Raw genomic sequence first — 16,558 nt, forward strand, 5'->3', positions numbered from 1 at the left:
TTTCAGGCGCGGTAGAACATGTAGCGCCCCTCGGGGATGCCTTCTGGGCCGCTGAGTTCCTCGAACCCCACGAGCGGCTGACCCGAGACCACGATGCCACCCGGTGCCATGACTGAGGCGATGACCGGCGACATGGCAGCGGCCTCGGCGACGTCCTTTTCCTTGACGCCAAAGCCGAAATCATAGTGCGCCAGCACGATCTTGTGGCCCTCGGAGGCAAGGCGCTGCAGCATCGGTTCGGCTTCGCCTTGCAGGAAATCCTGTTCCGGTGGCACGCAGGAAGGGTGGCACTGCAGCACCCGGTCGATCACCCAGATGCGGCGGTCGGGCAGGATCTCGCGCAGGTGGTCATAGGTGCGCCCGTTGCCCAGCCCCATGTCCAGCGCATCGCCGGGCACATTCGCGATCTGCTCTGCGGCCCAGTTCAGTCCATCGCGCTGGGCGGTCAGGCGGCGCAGCATCGAATCCAGTCGGCTCATTCAGGAAGTCCTTTCGTCATAGGTCCAGGCCACGGCAGGCCCTGCCAGAAGGTGGGCAATCAGCGCCTCGGTGAAGGTCCAGATCGCGGCATCATGCACCAGGTGGTGGGTCAGGATGCCATAGGGTTCATCCGCGTCCGCCTGGCCAAGGCGCCGATCCTGCAATTGCTGCGTCACCTGGTGGATCAGCCGATCTTCGGGCAGCAAAGAGCGGCTGCCCTTCCAGTCGATCGGATCAAGATGTGTGTTGATCTGCACAAGGCCCGGCGCCGGTTTCACCTGGCTGCGGGGCGTGAAGGTCGAGAGCGCGCCATAGCCAAGGCCCGCCATCCAAGGCAGCATGTCCGGCGCGATGCGGTTCCAGGGCGGCACGAACATCGGGCGCAGGGCGGGGCCGAACAGCTCTTTGAGGCGGCAGAGCCCGGCCTCGGCCTCTTCCAGCCTGTCATCCACCGGGCGATGGGCGCCGAACTCGGCTTTCTTCTCGGTCGCCGGGGCGTGGCTGATGTGGGCCCATCCGTGGACCACCGGGATCAGCTGCGAGGCATCTTGCAGGTGATCGGCAAGGCTGTCTTGCGCGTCCTTGGGGATAATGGCGAGATGCACCGGAAGGCCCAGCCTGCCTGAGAGGTCGGCCAGCCGCTCAAGCTCGGGGGTGTGCTTGACGGCATCGTCGTCGCGCCACCACAGGGGCAGGGTCATGCCTGCGTCTTGCCAGGCCTTCAGCTCCCGATCCAGGGCGCGCCACTGTGCCGTCATTCCCGTTTCCCCACCAGTTCGGCGGCAATCTCTACCGTTCTGGCGGCGCCGTCAAACCGGAAGCTGTCGGTGGCGCGGGCGGGGGCTGCCATCGCGGCGCGCACCGCCTGTGACAGCCCTTCTGGGGTAAGATCGGCGGTCTTCACAACCTCGATGCCGTTCAAGGGGGCAAGGCTGCCCGCGCGCAGGGATTGCTCCACCTCCTTGCCCGCATCAAAGGGCACCAGCACCGCGGGCGTGCCCGCCTGCAGCAGGTCCAGCGCGGTGTTGTAGCCGCACATGCTGACCGAGGCCGCGGCATGGCGCAGCATCTGCCGGAAATCGGGGCGCGCCGCTTCGATCACGGCGGGAGAGCCAAGGCTGGCAAACTGCGCGATCCGCTCTGGCGCATCACCGCCACCCACCAGAAGGCGCCATGTCGTTCCGGGCATCTGCCGGGCAGCCTGCAATGCGCAGCGATAAAGCGCATCGCCGACACTGCCGCCACCGGCGCTGACCAGCACCTCGCCCGTGCCTGCCTGTTCGGGGTGCGGGGCTGCGGCCGGGGGCGCCACGTAACCGGTGTAGCGCAGCTTGCCCGCCAGCATGTCCGAGACCGGCCAGCTGATGTCGAGCCGGGTGGCAGCGGGGTCGGAATGCACCAGCACGGCGTCGTAGAACTCCGCGATCACGGCATCGGCCTCCACCGCCTTCTTGGGTTTGGAGGGTGGCGCCAGGATATCGCGGATCGAAGCCAGCACCACGGGCCGCCGGGGCAAGTCATGGGCCGCCTGCAAAAGCGCGAGGAACTCCGCCTTCAGGCTGCGGCGGCCAAAGGGGTAAAGCTCGGTGATCAACAGGTCTGGCTGCATGTGTGCAAGCGCATCGCACAAGACCTGTTGCCGCGTGGCAAAATAGGGGTCATCGGCCACCGTTCCTGTGGGTGTCAACAGCCGGGTGAAGTCCACGCCATCAGATCGCAAGGGCGGCAGTTGCAGAAGGTCGAGACCCTCATGCCGCAATTGCGCGGCCGGAAAACCACCCGAGGCGATGCAGACCTGGTGTCCCGCCGTGGCAAAGGCCCGTCCCAGGGTCAGCGCCCGCGACAGATGCCCGGTACCCAGCAAATGCGTGACGGCGATCAGGACCTTCATGGCGCTTCCTTCGGGATCAGGCGGATCGGATCGGGCAGGGGCGTCAGGCTGCCCTGGTCGATCTCCACCACAAACAGCCGGTTGCGCTTGATGCGAAACGGCGCGGGGCCGTTGAAATCCCAGCCATGGGCGCGGGCGAGGATCATCCGCATAATGCCGATATGGCAGACGGCGACGGTATCTCGGGTAAGCCGCTCCAGCCAGGGGGCGATGCGCGCCCAGACCTCGGCCGGGGTCTCGCCGCCGGGGGGGCGATAGCCCCAGCCCCAATGTTCGATGTCGCGAAAGCCGCTGTCTGGATCGGCCTTCAGGTCGAGCCCATGCAGACCTTCCCAGTCGCCCCAGTCCATTTCAATCAGTTCAGGCGCGGTTCGGGGATCACGTCCTGCCACCAGTTTCGCGGTTTCGGCGGCCCTTAACAGGGGGCTGGACCAGAGTTCCGCCGCGTCCCAGGGCGCGGGCAGGGACTGGGCGGCCAACTCGCTGCGGGCGGTCTCATCCAGGGCAATGTCGCTGCGCCCCTGGATGCGGCCCGCGCGGTTCCACTCGGTATGGCCATGGCGCAACAGGGCAAGGCGGATCATGTGCGGTCCTCCATGAGCGGTGCCACAGCGGCCCAGAACCGGGAGGTTGCGGCGGGGGCAAGGTGGTTGGTCGCGATCATCTCGCGCGCTTCAGCGCTGCGCCGGGCGCGCAGACCGGGATCTTCCAGCAGCGCCTTGATCTGGCGCGCCAGGGCTTCTGGCCCCTGTTCCGGGGCGGGATAGGCTCCCGACGCCAGAACATCTCGCATCCCCGGACGGTCCTGCGCCACCACCGGCAGGCCATGCGCCTGGGCCTCGAGGTAGGCCATGCCGAAGGCCTCGTTGACGCCGGGCCAGAGGAACAGGGCGGCGCGGCCATAAGCTCCAGACAGGCCCTCACGGTCCAACTGGCCGAGAAAGCGCACGCGGGACCCAAACGGCGCCATCAATGCCTCCACCTCAGCCCGCGCCGGGCCATCGCCTGCGATTTCCAGCTGCCAGTCTCTGTCGAGGCACGAAAGCGTCTCGGCGATGATCTGGTAGGAGGCGAGTTTATCGCCCGCGCGCATCATGCCGACGCTGAGCATCGGTCCCTTGAGCGGCGAAGGAGGCGGCAATTCGGCCTGCGGCAGGAAGGGCGGCAGATGTACCAGCGCCTGCGTCCCGTAGCGCTCGCGCTCCAGGGTGATGAGGTCATTGGCGGTGAAATAGAAGATGGCATCGGCGGCATCGGCGGCTTCATGGGCCGCCTTGGCAAACCCCGCCCATGGCCCGGTCAGTCGGCTGGTGGCGCGGGTGCTTTCGATCTGCACGTAGGGAATGGCGCGGGCGCGGGCGACCTCGGGGCCGATCAGGTCCGGCGCCTTATAGTAGTTGTGATAGGTAACCCAGAGATCCACGGGCGGCATCTCGGTCAGCAGGCGCTGGACCTCCTGCCGGGCCATCTGGCGCAGGCTTTCCTGCCGATCGGCATCGCCTGCCTTGTCGTAGATGCGCGCTTCACTGACCAGATCGACCTTTGCGCCGCCTGCCGCGATCACATCGATCAGATTGCGTGCGACTTCCCTATCGCCCGAGGGCACCGGGCTGTGCGGCGATTTCATCGGCGCATAGAATGCGATGCGTTTGCCGCTGCCGCTCGTCATGCGCCGTTCAGCATGGCATTGAGCCGCTCTGACAGGCGGGCAATGCCGGGGTCCATGCCGAAATCCTGACGCAGGCGCATCAGCGCCGCCTCGGCCATGGTGGCGGCCTTGCCCGGATCGTTTGCTAGATCGCAGATCGCGGCGGCCAGCGCTTCGGGCGCGTCGGCACTCAAGGTGCCGTGGGTGCCGCTGTCGATGAACTCGGGAATGGCGGAGACGGGGGTGGACAGGATCGGCAGCCGCTGCGAGGCGGCCTCCATCAGCACGTTCGGCAGCCCGTCGCGGTCGCCATCGGCAGCCACACGGCTGGGCAGCACGAAGATATCGCTTGCGCGCATGGCCTCGATCACCTCGGGCTGATCGCAGGCGCCGCGCCAGGTGATGCGATGCGCAACGCCCGCATCCTCAGCCATGCCTTGCAACAGATCCCCCAGACCGCCGCCGCCGATATGGGTCCAGTGCCAGTCCAGATCCTGGGGCAACAGCGTCAGCGCGGCAATGAGCCGGTCAAAACCCTTCTTTTCCACCAGGCGGCCCACGGACATCAGGCGCAGCGGATCGCCGACCTTGCGCCAGCTGCGATCGGGAGGGGCGGGAAAGCGGCTGAGGTCCAGCCCGTGGTAGATCAGATCGATGCGCGCCGGGTCGTCCGACATCTCGCGCAGGTGCTGCGCGCCGAAGGCGGTGCAGGTGGCCCCAAAGGCGGCGCCGTGCTGCGTGGTGGAGAGTTTTTCCTCAATCTCCCAGTCAGGAGAAGTCCAGATGTCCTTGGCGTGCGCCGAAAAGCTCCAGGGCAGGCCGCGCATCACCGCTGCATAGCGCGCCACGGATGACGGCGTGTGCAGGAAATGTGCGTAAAGCCCCAGAACGCTGTCCGGCATCTCGGCGGCCAGCACGCAGGCCTGGCCAAAGCGGCGGATGCGGTTGCGGCTGGGATCGCGGCGCAGGTCGGCGCGCCAGATCCGCCATGCCTCGGTATAACCAGGAAGTTGTTGTGCAATCTCGCGGGCGCGCCAGACGCGGTCTGGTTCCTGATAGAGGTATTCGGGCAGGTAGTTCACCTGCGCCTGCAGGCGTTCGTGCAGGGGATGGCGTTTCACATCCGTCGGATGACGCAGAGACCAGATTTCAAAGCTGTGACCGGCGGCCTCCAGCGCGACCAGTTCCTGGGCGATGAAGGTTTCGGACAACCGTGGCCAGCCCTTGACCAGAACGGCAAGCGGTGGTCGGGGGTCACTCATTTGGCGGCCTTTCGCGGTTCGGTCTGCAACAGGGCCGCGACCCGGTGGGTGACATAATCAAGCCCCTCCAGCAGCCCGTCGGTAAAGGCGGCAGAGGGGGGCTGCTGATCCTGCAGCGCGCGAATGGCGCGGATCATCGCTTCGGGTGTCCAGCCGTCGCGGTTCTCGTCCAGCATGGCGACGAGGCCCAGTTCCTCGGCCCGGCTGGCGCGGATCCATTGTTCCAGGCGCGGGGTGGTGCGCGGCACGATCACGGCGGGCCTGTCAAAGGACAGCACTTCGCAGAAGGTGTTGTAGCCGCCCATGCAGACCACGCCGCAGGCCCCGGCAAACAGCGTTTCGATACGGCTTTCAAATCCCACCGAGGTCACCCGCCCATCGAGCGCGGCGACTCGGGACTCGAAGGCTTCGCGGGTTTCACCGGACAGGAAGGGGCCATAGACCAGGACGGCGCGCGGGCTGAGATCAGGATCGCGTTCATAGGCAGAAAGAACCAGATCCACCATCATCGCCCCATCCCCGCCGCCACCGGGGGTGATCAGCACATAGGGTTGCGCGGGCGGCTCACCGATCTGGCCCAGGTCGCGGCGCAGGTAGCCGGTCCAATGCATGCGGGCGCGGGTGTCGGCGGACAGATCCAGCCCCTGGGTGGGATCGTAAACCGAGCTGAGCCCATAGACCCAGATCTCGTCATAGTAGTTTTCGGTGACCGGCACGGCACCCTTGCGGGCCCATTCGGCGGCCAGAACCTCGGGTTCGTCCAGCACATCGCGCAGGCCCAGCACCAGCTTGCAGCGGCCCCGGCTACGCAGGCAATCAAGCGCGGGCATCAGCTCACCGCGGAACCCCGTGGGTTCCTTGTCGACGATCAGCACATCGGGATCATATTGCTGCGCCATCGAGCGGATCAGCCCGGCGCGCATCTCGGTGGTTTCCTCGATGCTCATCCCCATGGTGCGCGAGGCATAGCTGCCATCGGCGCGTTTGATGACCCCGGGCAGGCGCATGTGATCGACCCGGCTGGGAAAGGCAAAGCGCCCCGCCACCGGGGAACCGGTCAGGATCAGCGCCGAGGCGGACGGATCCGCTGCGGTGATGGCGCCCGCCAGTGCCCGGGAACGGCGCAGATGGCCTAGGCCAAAGGTGTCGTGGCTATATAGCATCACCCTTGGGCCACGTGTGCCGTTTTCCCTGTCGGCTGTGGAGCTGGTCTGGTCTTTCATCTGGCTGCCTGAACAGGTGGAACAGAGCGGTGGTGCAATAGGCAGGCGCCGAAATCAAGGGTGATCGGCCCCCGGTCTGCCGATTGCGCAAAAATTGGCATGGAATTGAGAGGCTTTACGGGCAGCTTCGCAAACTGTGATCGCCTGTTGCGCCCTGGCGATTGCACCCGTCCTGGGGGCTGGCTAACCTGACCCAACCTGTACGAGGATTTCCAGACCATGATTTTCGGTGTCTTCCGGCGTTCTGCCCAAGTGATTGCGGCCTTTCTGTTTCTTGTTGTTCTGCTGGTGTCGGTCGCGGGGCCTGTCCAGGCGCAGGTCAGCCTCTATGGCCAGTTGGAAGGCGAGGCAGAGGCGCAGTCGGTCCCTGATGGGGAAGGCAATGCGCAGGCAGATCCTTTTGCCCGGGCCATCGAACTGGCTGCCGAAAAGGGCGTCGGGGTGATCATCGTCGATGGCACCGGGGCGCGATTGGGCGGTGGCGCCTCGGGCGAAGAGGCCGCAGGGACCCCTGACAAGATGGAAGGGGCCTCGATGTTGATGAAGGCCCAGTCGGAAATGGACATCTTCCGCGACGAGTTGCGCAGCCGGTTGGAGGCCTTGCCCTATTCGGTCTTCGAGATGAAATACATCCTGCGCCAGACCAGCCCGGATGGGCGCATCATGACCTATGTGGAGCTGCTGTTCTGGAGCCTGTTGTTCCTGTTCTTCGGGCGTTGGGTCACGGTCGAGATCTATGGCAAGAGGTTCGCTCTGAAGCATGTCGTTGCCCGGACCAAGGATCAACCCGAGGGCTATCTCGAGAAGATGCCCTTCCTGGTGTTCCGCTTCCTGCTGGGCGTCGGCGGGACGATCTTCACGATGGCAGTGGCGCTGTTCGGATCCTACCTGATCTTCGGCGCGTCTGAGGATGCTTCGGTGCGGTTGACGGTTCTGGCCATCTATACGGCGTTCTTCCTGTCGCGCACGGTATCGGACCTGTGGCGGATGGTGCTGTCGCCCTATCTCAGCCAGTACCGGATCCCGGTTTTTTCCGACCGCGATGCCAAGCGGCTCTATCTTTGGGCGTCGATCCTGGCGACCTATGATATCTCGAGCCTGGTCTTTGCCTCCTGGGTGGGGGATTTTGGCCTCACCTACAATGTCTACGCGGTTGTCTACGGCGGGCTGGCGCTGATCGGGCTGGTGGGAAATCTGGCGCTTGTGGCCTTCAACGCCCGTGCCATCACCGGGGCGATCCGGGCAGGCTGCCCGCCGGAGGACTGCTCCTGGCTGCTGCGCGTGCTGTCAGTGGCCTGGGCGCCGGCGGTTGTGGCCTATATCATCTTTGGCTGGCTGGAACTCGCCTTTGACCTGGTGCTGGAGCGGAACGTGTCCATCCCGCTGATGATGGGCACCTATCTGGCACTGACCTCGATCCTGGTGGTCTACGGCGTCATCAACTACGGCATCGAGGCCTACGCAGGCAGGCGGCGTCTGCCGCAGCGGGAGGCCGGTGAAGACGAGCCGGAGCCAGGAGAAGGCGAGGAGGCAGCTGCCGCCCCGGCCCGCAGGCGCCATCCCATTGCATCCTTCGAAGACCTGGCGCGCCGGGTGGCGGGGATCCTGGCCTTCGTGATGGGGGCGGTGGCGCTGTTTTACGTCTGGAACCCGGATCTGGACTGGATCGAGGATTCCGCCATCGACCGTCTGTACGATGTCGTGGTGATCCTGTTCATCGGCTATATCGTCTACAACGCGGCGCGCATCTGGATCGATGGAAAGATCGACGAGGAGGTCGGCGACCTGCCCGAGGCCGAGCTGGGCGACGAGGGTGGCGCCGGTGGTGCCAGCCGCCTGGCAACCCTTCTGCCGCTGTTCCGGGGCGCTATCCTTGCGGTGGTGCTGGTGTCGATCATCCTGATCGTGCTGCTGGAACTGGGCATCAACGTCAGCCCCTTGTTCGCGGGTGCCGGTGTGGTTGGTCTGGCGGTGGGCTTTGGCTCGCAGGCCTTGGTGCGGGACATCTTTTCAGGGGCCTTCTTCCTGGTCGATGACGCGTTTCGCAAGGGCGAGTATATCGACATCGGCGATGTGAAGGGTACGGTCGAGAAGATCTCGGTTCGCTCCTTCCAGCTGCGTCATCACCTGGGCGCCCTGCACACCATCCCCTTTGGTGAAATCCGGGTTCTGACCAATTACTCCCGCGATTGGGTGATGATGAAACTGCCGCTGCGGGTGACCTATGACACCGACGTGGAAAAGGTGCGCAAGCTGATCAAGAAGCTGGGGCAGGAGCTGCTCAGCGACCCGGTCATCGGTGACAACTTCATCCAGCCGCTGAAATCGCAGGGTGTGATCGAGATGCAGGATTCCGCGATGATCATCCGGGTGAAGTTCATGACCAAGCCGGGCGACCAGTGGCTGGTGCGCAAGAAGGTCTATGAGGAAATCCGCCAGCTGTTCGAGCGTGAAGGCATCAAGTTTGCCCACCGCGAGGTCACCGTGCGCCTGGCAGAAGATCAGAGCGAGGCCCTGACGCCGCAGAAAAAGGAAGCACTGGCAGGTGCGGTACAGGCGGCGATCGATGAGGACCTGCTGGATGTGAACGAGGGCGGGGGCGACCGTTAGATCCGCTCCGGGCGTGCTCCCGCCCCCGCGCCGGTGCGCATGCGCGCTCCGCTTGGGGTTGGGCCGGGCGCCGCGCAGATGCGCGGCGCGGCAGCGTCAGATATCAAGCGGTCCACTGTGCAGGGGACGATCCGGTTTTCCCGGCAGGCCGCGGCCAGTGCATGCGCGTGTCAGCCAGGGACAGCGGCGGTTTCAGCCGCAGTCCCGGACCCCAGCCCGACTGTTCGATTGCCGCAGCATAGTCACCGGTTTCGGCTGCCGTGATCTGAGGCCCGCTGTTCGAGCCTTGCAGGCTGGCCATGAGTTCAGCGGTGCGGGCCAGCGACAGGCGGGCCTGTGGCGCATTGTCCTGCCGTGTCGCCGCATTGAGGGCCGAGATCACGGCGGCGGCCATCAGGTAGCCGGTGGCATGATCCAGCGCTTGCACCGGGAGCGGTACGGGCTTGTCGGCGGCGGCCCAGCTGCGGCCCGTATCGGCGATCCCGGCGCTCATCTGCACCAGGCTGTCAAAGCCGCGCCGTGCGGCCCAGGGGCCGGTCCAGCCATAGGCGTTGAGCGTCACTTCCACCCGGTTCGGCGCGATCCGGTCGCGGATCTCCTGGCCGTAGCCAAGTGCGGCCAGGGCACCGGGGCGATAGCCGTGCACCAGCACGTCGGCGCGGGACAGCAGCGCTTCGGAGCGGCTGCGATCCTGTGCGGTCTTGAGATCCAGCATGGCCATGCGTTTGCCCATGGAAATATCCGGGATCACGCCCGGTTCATCCCAGCCGGGCGGGTCGATCCGCAGCACATCGGCGCCGAAACCGGCCAGCGTGCGCGTCGCAATCGGCCCGGCCAGAACGCGGGTGAGATCCAGCACCTTGAGCCCCGCCAGAGGCCGGGAGGCCGTCGCCCGGGGCAGGGCGCGGGGGGCAATGGCGCGGGGCTGGCCCCATTGCACCAGCGGTTCCGAGGCCACGGCCTGCCCCTGCGGATGGGCCAGCCATTGATCGCGGCTGCGCATGGCGGCGGCGGCTCCGCCCTTGGTGACGATGGCCTGTTCCAGATCATCGCCCTGCCAGGTGGCGACTGCGGCGCGCACCGCCTCTGGCTTTGCGGCGCAGCCCAGCACCGACAGGGCCGCGGCGCGGTGACGGGGCAGGTTGGTGTGCAGCCGGATCCAGCCGTCGGCCGACGGGTAGTTGCCGGCGATTGGATCCCAGAGCGAGGGCATCTCCCAGCCTTCGGGGCGGAAGCTGTAGCCGAACCAGAGCGCGGCAAGGCGCTGATCCACCGTGACCGCAGGGGCTTGCGTCACCAAACCTGCCGCTTGCATATAGTCGGCAAGCTCCACCCCCACTGCGGCGATGCTTGCGGTGGCGAGCTCGCTGACCGCAAAGGCGCTTGGCCAGTGGCCGGTGCCCGTCAGGTCATAGGTGGCGGGGTCGGGGAGGGCATCGATCAGGCTCATTGCTGGTATGGATCCAGACTGTCGCGCAAGCCGTCACCGAGGAAGTTGAAGGCCAGAACCACAACCACGATGGGCAGCATCGGGATGGCGGTCCACCAGTAGATCTCGATATTGGCGAGGTTCTGGGCATCGTTCAACATGACACCCCAGCTGACCGCAGGCGCGCGCAGGCCAAGGCCAAGGAAGGACAACGCGGTTTCGCCCAGGATCATCGCCGGGATCGACAGGGTGGCCGAGGCGATGAGGTGGCTCATGAAGTTCGGCAGCAGATGCTTGCGGATCACCCGCCCTGAGGAGGCCCCCATCATTTCCGCCGCGCGCACGTATTCCTCTTCGCGCAAGGAGAGGAACTTGGCCCTGACCGATCGTGCAAGCCCCGGCCAATCGAGGATGCCGAGGATCACCGAGATGATGAAGAAGACCGCCACCGGCGACCAGTTGGAGGGTACGGCGGCCGAGAGCGCCAGCCACAGGGGCAGTTCGGGCAGGCTGCGCAGGATCTCGATCACCCGGTTGATGACCCAGTCGATCCTGCCGCCGAAATAGCCCGCGACTGAGCCGAAGAAGATCCCCAGCACAAAGGAAACGGTAATGCCGATCAGACCGACGGTCAGCGACAGCTGCGCCCCGTATAGGATACGGCTGAAGACATCGCGCCCCAACCGGTCAGAGCCCCAGAGGAAGAAGGGCACCTCTGCCGAAGGCGCGCAGAACAGATGGGTATCGGCCTCGATCAACCCGGCGATGCGGTAGGATTTGCCCTCGCAGAAGAACCGCAGTGGCATCGGGTTCTCATAGTCCGGCTCGAACTCCCACTGGAAGGTCTCCAGGTTCGCTTCCGAGGTCATCGGATAGATGAAGGGGCCGAGGAATTCGCCCTCGTGGAAGAGGTTGATGCCTTGCGGCGGGGAGTAGAGATGCTCGCTCTGGCGTTCGTTCGGCCCATAGGGGGCGATGAAGCCGACGAAGGGCAGCATCAGGTAGCAGAACAGTAGGAAGGCGCCCGATATCAGCCCCAGCCTATGCGTCTTGAACTTGCGCCAGATCAGCACCCAGTTGGGAGCATCGAGATCCTTGCGCTCCAGCTCGCGGATCGATTGCTGCGGATCATAGGGGGCATCGTCGACAAAGCGACCGTCGGGAAGCTGGCTCATGCGTCACGCCCCTCGTAGCGGATGCGCGGATCCAGAAGGACCAGCAGCACATCGGAAATCATCGTGCCGATCAGGGTCAGAAGGGCGACGAACATCAGGATGAAGGCCGACAGGAACATGTCCTGCGATTTCAGCGCTTGCAGCAGGTCCGGCCCGATGGTCTGCAGCCCCAAGACGACCGAGACCAGAACCGAGCCCGATACCATCGAGGGCAGCAGGTTGCCGATATCGGCAACAAACGGGTTGAAGGCCACCCGCAGCGGGTATTTCGCCAGCATCCGCGACGGCGCCATGCCCTTGGCGATGGCGGTCTCCACATAAGGCTTGCCCAGCTCGTCCAGCATGTTGGCGCGCAAGCGCTGCATCATCGCCGAGGCGCCCGAGGTGCCGATCACGAAGGTGGGCACGATCAGGTGGATGAGGATCGATTTCACCTTCTCCCAGCTCATTGGCTCGCCTTCATAGATCGGATCCATCAGCCCGCCGATGGGCAGGCCGAACCAGCGGTGACCGTAGTAAAAGAGGATCAGCGCCAGAAGGAAGTTCGGCGTGGCAAGGCCCAGGTAGCCGACAAAGGCCGATGTGTAATCGACCCAGGTGCGCGAGCGCGCCGCCGCCAGCACCCCCAGCGGCAGGGCCACCAGGTAGACGAACAGCACGGCAGCGAGGTTCACAAGCACGGTCAGCCACAGGCTGTCTCCGACGATTTCCGCCACCGGGCGGTCGAACTCGAAGGACCAGCCGAAATTGCCCTGGATCAGACCGGAAAACCCATGCGGGCCGGGCATGAACCCGATCCAGATGGAGTACTGCTGCCACAAGGGTTTATCGAGAGCGTATTCGCGCCGCAGGAATTCGGCCTTTTCCACGCCCGCAGTCTGTCCGCTGGCGCGCAGCTCGGCGATCTGGTTCGACAGGTAGTCGCCGGGGGGCAGGTTGATGATCACGAAGACCAGCACCGACACCACCCAGAGCGTGAGCAGCATGGTGCCGAACCGGTATATGGCGTAGCGCAGGATTTCCATCAGCCCTCACCATCCACAAAGAAGAATTCATCCATTCGATGCACGCCGAAATGCGCACCGGGATCCCAGGCCCAGATGCCGCGTTCCGGCACGTTGCGCAACCTGTTGGACACCACCACCGGCTGTGGAGCGCCTGCGACGATGCCGATGCCATAGACCTGATCGGCGTGGATCTTCAGCATCTGGCGCCAGGCAGCAGAGCGCTCTTCGTCCGTGGTGGCGGTCTCCCAGTCATGCAGCAGGTCCAGCAGGTGCTGGGCGGGCTCCATGTCGGGGGCTTCGCCAGCCGCGCCGCCGGTCTGGTAATACTGCCCCCATTTCGGCCAGGCCAGGAAGACCTGATCGGTGGGCGCGAGATAGGCCGGAGAGGTATAGGGCTGCGGCAGACCGTTGTCCCAGCCGTACCAGACCGAGGCGGTGGTGGTGCCGGAAAACACCCGGTTGCGCAGAATGTCGCGGTCGAGCGGGCGCATCACCAGCTTGACGCCCACATCGCGCCAGTCGTCGGTGATGATCTGCAGGGCGTTTTCCACCTCCTGCCGTTCACCGGCGGTCTCGATGATCAGCTCCATCCGGCGTCCGTCGGGCAGCTTGCGGATGCCATAGCCGTCCTTTTCGGTCAGCCCGACCTTGTCCAGCAGCTGATTGGCCAGATCGGGATCGAACTGAGCCCAGGCCGCGCGCAGGGCGGGGTCGAAAAACGGGCTTTGCTCCAGCACCGTCATGGCGCCGGCTTTGGCCAGGTTGAAATAGAGCGCCCGGTTGATGGCGGCACGGTTGATGGCGACCGACAGGGCGCGGCGCACCCGTACATCGCGCAGCAACGCGCGCCAGACCGGATCGTTTGCGTTCAGGTTCGGATAGATCGCGATCTGCGAGGCGGTGCCGGTGCCCCAGAGGTGGGTCTTGTAGGTGCCGCCGTCCTTCTCGCCCTTGCGCAGGATCGGAATGTCGCGAAAGCCCAGGCCGCGCGCCTGCAGATCCGCCTCTCCGGCGTTGGACTTCGCGGCCACCAGCCCGCCCGAGACGATCTCCATCTCGACGGTGTCGATGTAGGGCAGCTGCACGCCCTTGGCGTCCAGGCGGTGATAATAGGGATTGCGCACGAAGAGCTGGCGGATTTTCTTGCCGACTGTGGCATTCATCCAGGGCTGCAGGGTCGGCAGTTCGAAATTGTCGAACTGGTACATGTTGTCGTATTTGTTGTGCAGCGCGGCCCAGCTTTTGACGCGGGCGTAATCCACTTCATCGGCCAGCGCCGCCGGGTCGGCGTAATCGGCGTGGAACTGTTTCAGATAGGCCGAGGGGCGATAGATGAAGGGCGGGCGGGCCTGCGCCAGATGATGCAGGAAGCCGGGATTGGGATGGGTCCACTCAAAGACCACGGTGGTGGCATCGGGGAATGAGACCTCCGGCAATTCACCCTCGACGCGCATGAAATCGGGCGGGCCTGCGGGGCTCAGCTGCGGGTGGTTGGCAACGTCCTTCCACCAGTATTCGAAATCGGCCGAGGTGAAGGGGGAGCCATCCGACCAGTGGTGGCCGGGGCGCAGCTGCAGGGTAAAGCGCCGGTTGTTCTCGACTTCGTAACCCAACAGGATGTCGGGCTGCAGCTTGTAATCGGCGTCATAACCCACAAGCCGGGCATAGCCGTAGACCACCATCTGGCGGATGTCCTTGGAACGCGTCACCATGGTGTTGAGCGCGCCACCCTGCACGCCGTATGCGCGCCCCTTGGCCTCCAGATCGACCACCAGCGGGGTCTCGGGGATGCGTTCTGCCACCGGGGGCAGGTCACCCGCGTCCACCTCCTGCTGCCAGAAGGCGCTTTCCTTCAGCTGCGGCAGGGCCTCTGCCAGGGCGGAAAACGGCAGAAGGGCCACAGCAAGGGCGAGGGCCAGAACGGGTTTCTTGGCGTCAAACATAGCATCGTACCTTGTGTCCGGGCTCCAGCATCACCAGCGGCGGGGCTTCGGCGCCCGTGAATCTGAAGTGCTCGGGCCAGCTGTCCGGGGCACCGGCGCCCTGCGCCACCAGATCCAGATTGATCGGGCGGTCGATATCGGGTTCGGGCTGCGCCGCGATCAGCGCCTTGGTGTAGGGATGCTGGGGATTGTGGAACAGCGTCTCGGGCGGGGCCTGTTCGACGATCAGCCCGCGCCGCATCACCGCGACCTCATCCGCGATACGGGCGACCACGGCCAGATCATGGCTGATAAACAGATAGGAAAGTCCCTGGTGCTCCTGGATCTTCTCCAGCAGGCGCAGGATCTGTTCCTGCACCGAGACATCCAGCGCCGAGGTTGGCTCGTCACAGACGATCAGAGCAGGATCCAGCATCAGGGCGCGGGCAATCGACAGGCGCTGGCGCTGGCCGCCGGAAAAGGCATGCGGGTAGCGTTGCAGCATTTCGGGGCCAAGACCCACTGTCTGCAACATCTTGGCCGCCTTGTCGCGGCGCTCAGCCGCGGTGCCGATACCGTGGATTTCCAGCGGTTCCACCATGGTATCCAGAATGCGCATGCGCGGGCTGAGCGAGGAATAGGGGTCCTGGAACACCATCTGCGCCTCGCGTTGAAAGGCGGTGCGGGCGGCGCGGTCCATCTGGTGCACCTTGACGGTCTCGCCTTCCGGGGTGGGGCGGAACAGAACCTCGCCGCCGGGATCGGGTGGCTCGGCCCCCAGCGCAATGCGGGCGGCGGTGGTCTTGCCCGATCCGCTTTCGCCGACGATGGCCAGTGTCTTGCCGCGCGGCAGTTTGAAATCCACCCCCCGGCAGGCGTGGATATAGGTGGGCGGCGCCCAGCCCTTTCCGGCGCGCAGGGTGTAGGTTTTCGAGACGGATTTCAGCTCGAGGATCAGGTCTTCCTTGGCTTGCGGCGGCGCGTTGTGGCTTGCGGCGGGGATCTTGGGCGCGGCCTCGATCAGGGCACGGGTATAGGCGTGCGCCGGGTCCGACAGGATCGGCGCGGCGGGGCCTGCCTCCATCACGCGGCCCTTGTGCATCACCACCACATCCTCGGCCATATTGGCGACGACGCCCAGATCGTGGGTCACCAGGATCATCGCCATGCCGGTGTCGCGCTGCAGTTCCTTCATCAGCCCCAGAACCTGCGCCTGCGTCGTCACATCCAGCGCGGTCGTCGGCTCGTCCGCGATCAGCAGGTCGGGCTTGGCCACCATCGCCATGGCGATCATCGCCCGCTGGCGCATGCCTCCCGACAGTTCGAACGGGTAGGAGTGATAGGTGCGCTCCGGTTCCGGGAAACCGACGCGCTCGAAGCACTCCAGCACCTCCTTGCGCGCTTCGGCCTCGCTCTTGCGGCCATGCAGCCACAGCACCTCGGAGACCTGGTTGCCGATCCGGTGCAGCGGCGACAGGGAGCGCATCGGCTCCTGGAAAATCATCGCGATCCGGTTGCCGCGCACATTGCGCATCTGCCGTTCGGACAGGGACAGCAATTCAAGCGGCGCCTTGCCGCCATTGAGCGTGATCTTCCCAGAGCGGATCTGTGCCGCACGCGGCAGGATACGCAGGGCGGCGCGGCAGGTGATGGTCTTGCCCGATCCGCTTTCGCCGACCAGGGCCAGGGTGCCACCGGGCGCCACGTCAAAGCTGACGTCCCGCACGACGGGTTCATCCCGGCCAAAGCCGATGCTGAGACCTTCGACTGACAACAGAGGCGTCATTCAGTCCTCCCCGTCCGTGACCGGCGATATCGCGTCATTGTCTTCCCATGTCCCCGTTTTTCTCCCACCATCGCGCGGGCCATGCGCTCTAGTCAAACCCCCATTCACCGATAGCTGGCTGAGGT

Annotated in this window: 13 protein-coding genes; 1 reads left to right on the forward strand and 12 read right to left on the reverse strand. The window is 65.2% G+C overall.

Annotated features, from left to right (window positions below; genetic code table 11):
* Positions 1-2 precede the first annotated feature (2 nt).
* From PXK07_RS08650 to PXK07_RS08680, 7 genes are read right to left on the reverse strand one after another with little or no spacing between them, the layout of a single operon-like run.
* On the reverse strand, positions 3-479 hold the full coding sequence (locus tag PXK07_RS08650) for a class I SAM-dependent methyltransferase (RefSeq protein ID WP_274847819.1): 477 nt from the start codon (positions 477-479) through the stop codon (positions 3-5).
* A complete protein-coding gene (locus PXK07_RS08655; RefSeq protein ID WP_274847820.1) occupies positions 480-1,238 on the reverse strand; it encodes a polysaccharide deacetylase family protein in 759 nt (252 codons plus the stop codon).
* Positions 1,235-2,371, reverse strand: coding sequence for a glycosyltransferase family protein (locus tag PXK07_RS08660; RefSeq protein WP_274847821.1), 1,137 nt, complete (start codon positions 2,369-2,371; stop codon positions 1,235-1,237). The genes PXK07_RS08655 and PXK07_RS08660 overlap by 4 nt, the downstream gene beginning before the upstream one ends.
* Positions 2,368-2,955: a histidine phosphatase family protein gene (locus tag PXK07_RS08665; RefSeq protein ID WP_274847822.1), complete on the reverse strand. Its 588-nt coding sequence runs from the start codon at positions 2,953-2,955 to the stop codon at positions 2,368-2,370. The genes PXK07_RS08660 and PXK07_RS08665 overlap by 4 nt, the downstream gene beginning before the upstream one ends.
* The gene (locus tag PXK07_RS08670; RefSeq protein WP_274847823.1) at positions 2,952-4,040 is read right to left on the reverse strand and encodes a glycosyltransferase family 4 protein; all 1,089 of its coding nucleotides are present in this window, start codon (positions 4,038-4,040) and stop codon (positions 2,952-2,954) included. The genes PXK07_RS08665 and PXK07_RS08670 overlap by 4 nt, the downstream gene beginning before the upstream one ends.
* Positions 4,037-5,281 carry a glycosyltransferase family 4 protein gene (locus PXK07_RS08675; protein ID WP_274847824.1) on the reverse strand — a complete coding sequence of 415 codons (1,245 nt, stop codon included), beginning with the start codon at positions 5,279-5,281 and terminating at the stop codon, positions 4,037-4,039. The genes PXK07_RS08670 and PXK07_RS08675 overlap by 4 nt, the downstream gene beginning before the upstream one ends.
* Entirely contained in the window at positions 5,278-6,504 is a 1,227-nt protein-coding gene (locus PXK07_RS08680) for a glycosyltransferase family protein (protein WP_274847825.1), read from the reverse strand. Before PXK07_RS08680 ends, PXK07_RS08675 begins: the two co-directional genes overlap by 4 nt.
* A gap of 219 nt (positions 6,505-6,723) precedes the next feature.
* On the opposite strand from PXK07_RS08680, the gene PXK07_RS08685 reads away from it, so the two are divergent.
* Positions 6,724-9,114, forward strand: a complete 2,391-nt coding sequence (locus PXK07_RS08685) for a mechanosensitive ion channel family protein (protein ID WP_274847826.1) — start codon at positions 6,724-6,726, stop codon at positions 9,112-9,114.
* A 103-nt stretch (positions 9,115-9,217) separates the two neighbouring features.
* On the opposite strand, the gene PXK07_RS08690 is transcribed toward PXK07_RS08685, so the two are convergent.
* Genes PXK07_RS08690 through PXK07_RS08710 form a run of 5 tightly spaced genes read right to left on the reverse strand, consistent with a single transcriptional unit; the run spans position 9,218 to position 16,433 of the window.
* Complete coding sequence (locus PXK07_RS08690; protein ID WP_274847827.1) at positions 9,218-10,564, reverse strand: CoA transferase; 1,347 nt, start codon at positions 10,562-10,564, stop codon at positions 9,218-9,220.
* Positions 10,561-11,718, reverse strand: coding sequence for an ABC transporter permease (locus PXK07_RS08695; protein WP_274847828.1), 1,158 nt, complete (start codon positions 11,716-11,718; stop codon positions 10,561-10,563). The genes PXK07_RS08690 and PXK07_RS08695 overlap by 4 nt, the downstream gene beginning before the upstream one ends.
* Entirely contained in the window at positions 11,715-12,743 is a 1,029-nt protein-coding gene (locus tag PXK07_RS08700; RefSeq protein WP_274847830.1) for an ABC transporter permease, read from the reverse strand. Before PXK07_RS08700 ends, PXK07_RS08695 begins: the two co-directional genes overlap by 4 nt.
* Positions 12,743-14,668: an ABC transporter substrate-binding protein gene (locus tag PXK07_RS08705; protein WP_274847832.1), complete on the reverse strand. Its 1,926-nt coding sequence runs from the start codon at positions 14,666-14,668 to the stop codon at positions 12,743-12,745. Before PXK07_RS08705 ends, PXK07_RS08700 begins: the two co-directional genes overlap by 1 nt.
* Positions 14,661-16,433, reverse strand: coding sequence for an ABC transporter ATP-binding protein (locus PXK07_RS08710; protein ID WP_274847833.1), 1,773 nt, complete (start codon positions 16,431-16,433; stop codon positions 14,661-14,663). Before PXK07_RS08710 ends, PXK07_RS08705 begins: the two co-directional genes overlap by 8 nt.
* Between the last annotated feature and the right edge of the window lie 125 nt (positions 16,434-16,558).

The sequence above is a fragment of the Phaeobacter sp. QD34_24 genome (assembly GCF_028890115.1).
Classification (GTDB): domain Bacteria; phylum Pseudomonadota; class Alphaproteobacteria; order Rhodobacterales; family Rhodobacteraceae; genus Phycobacter.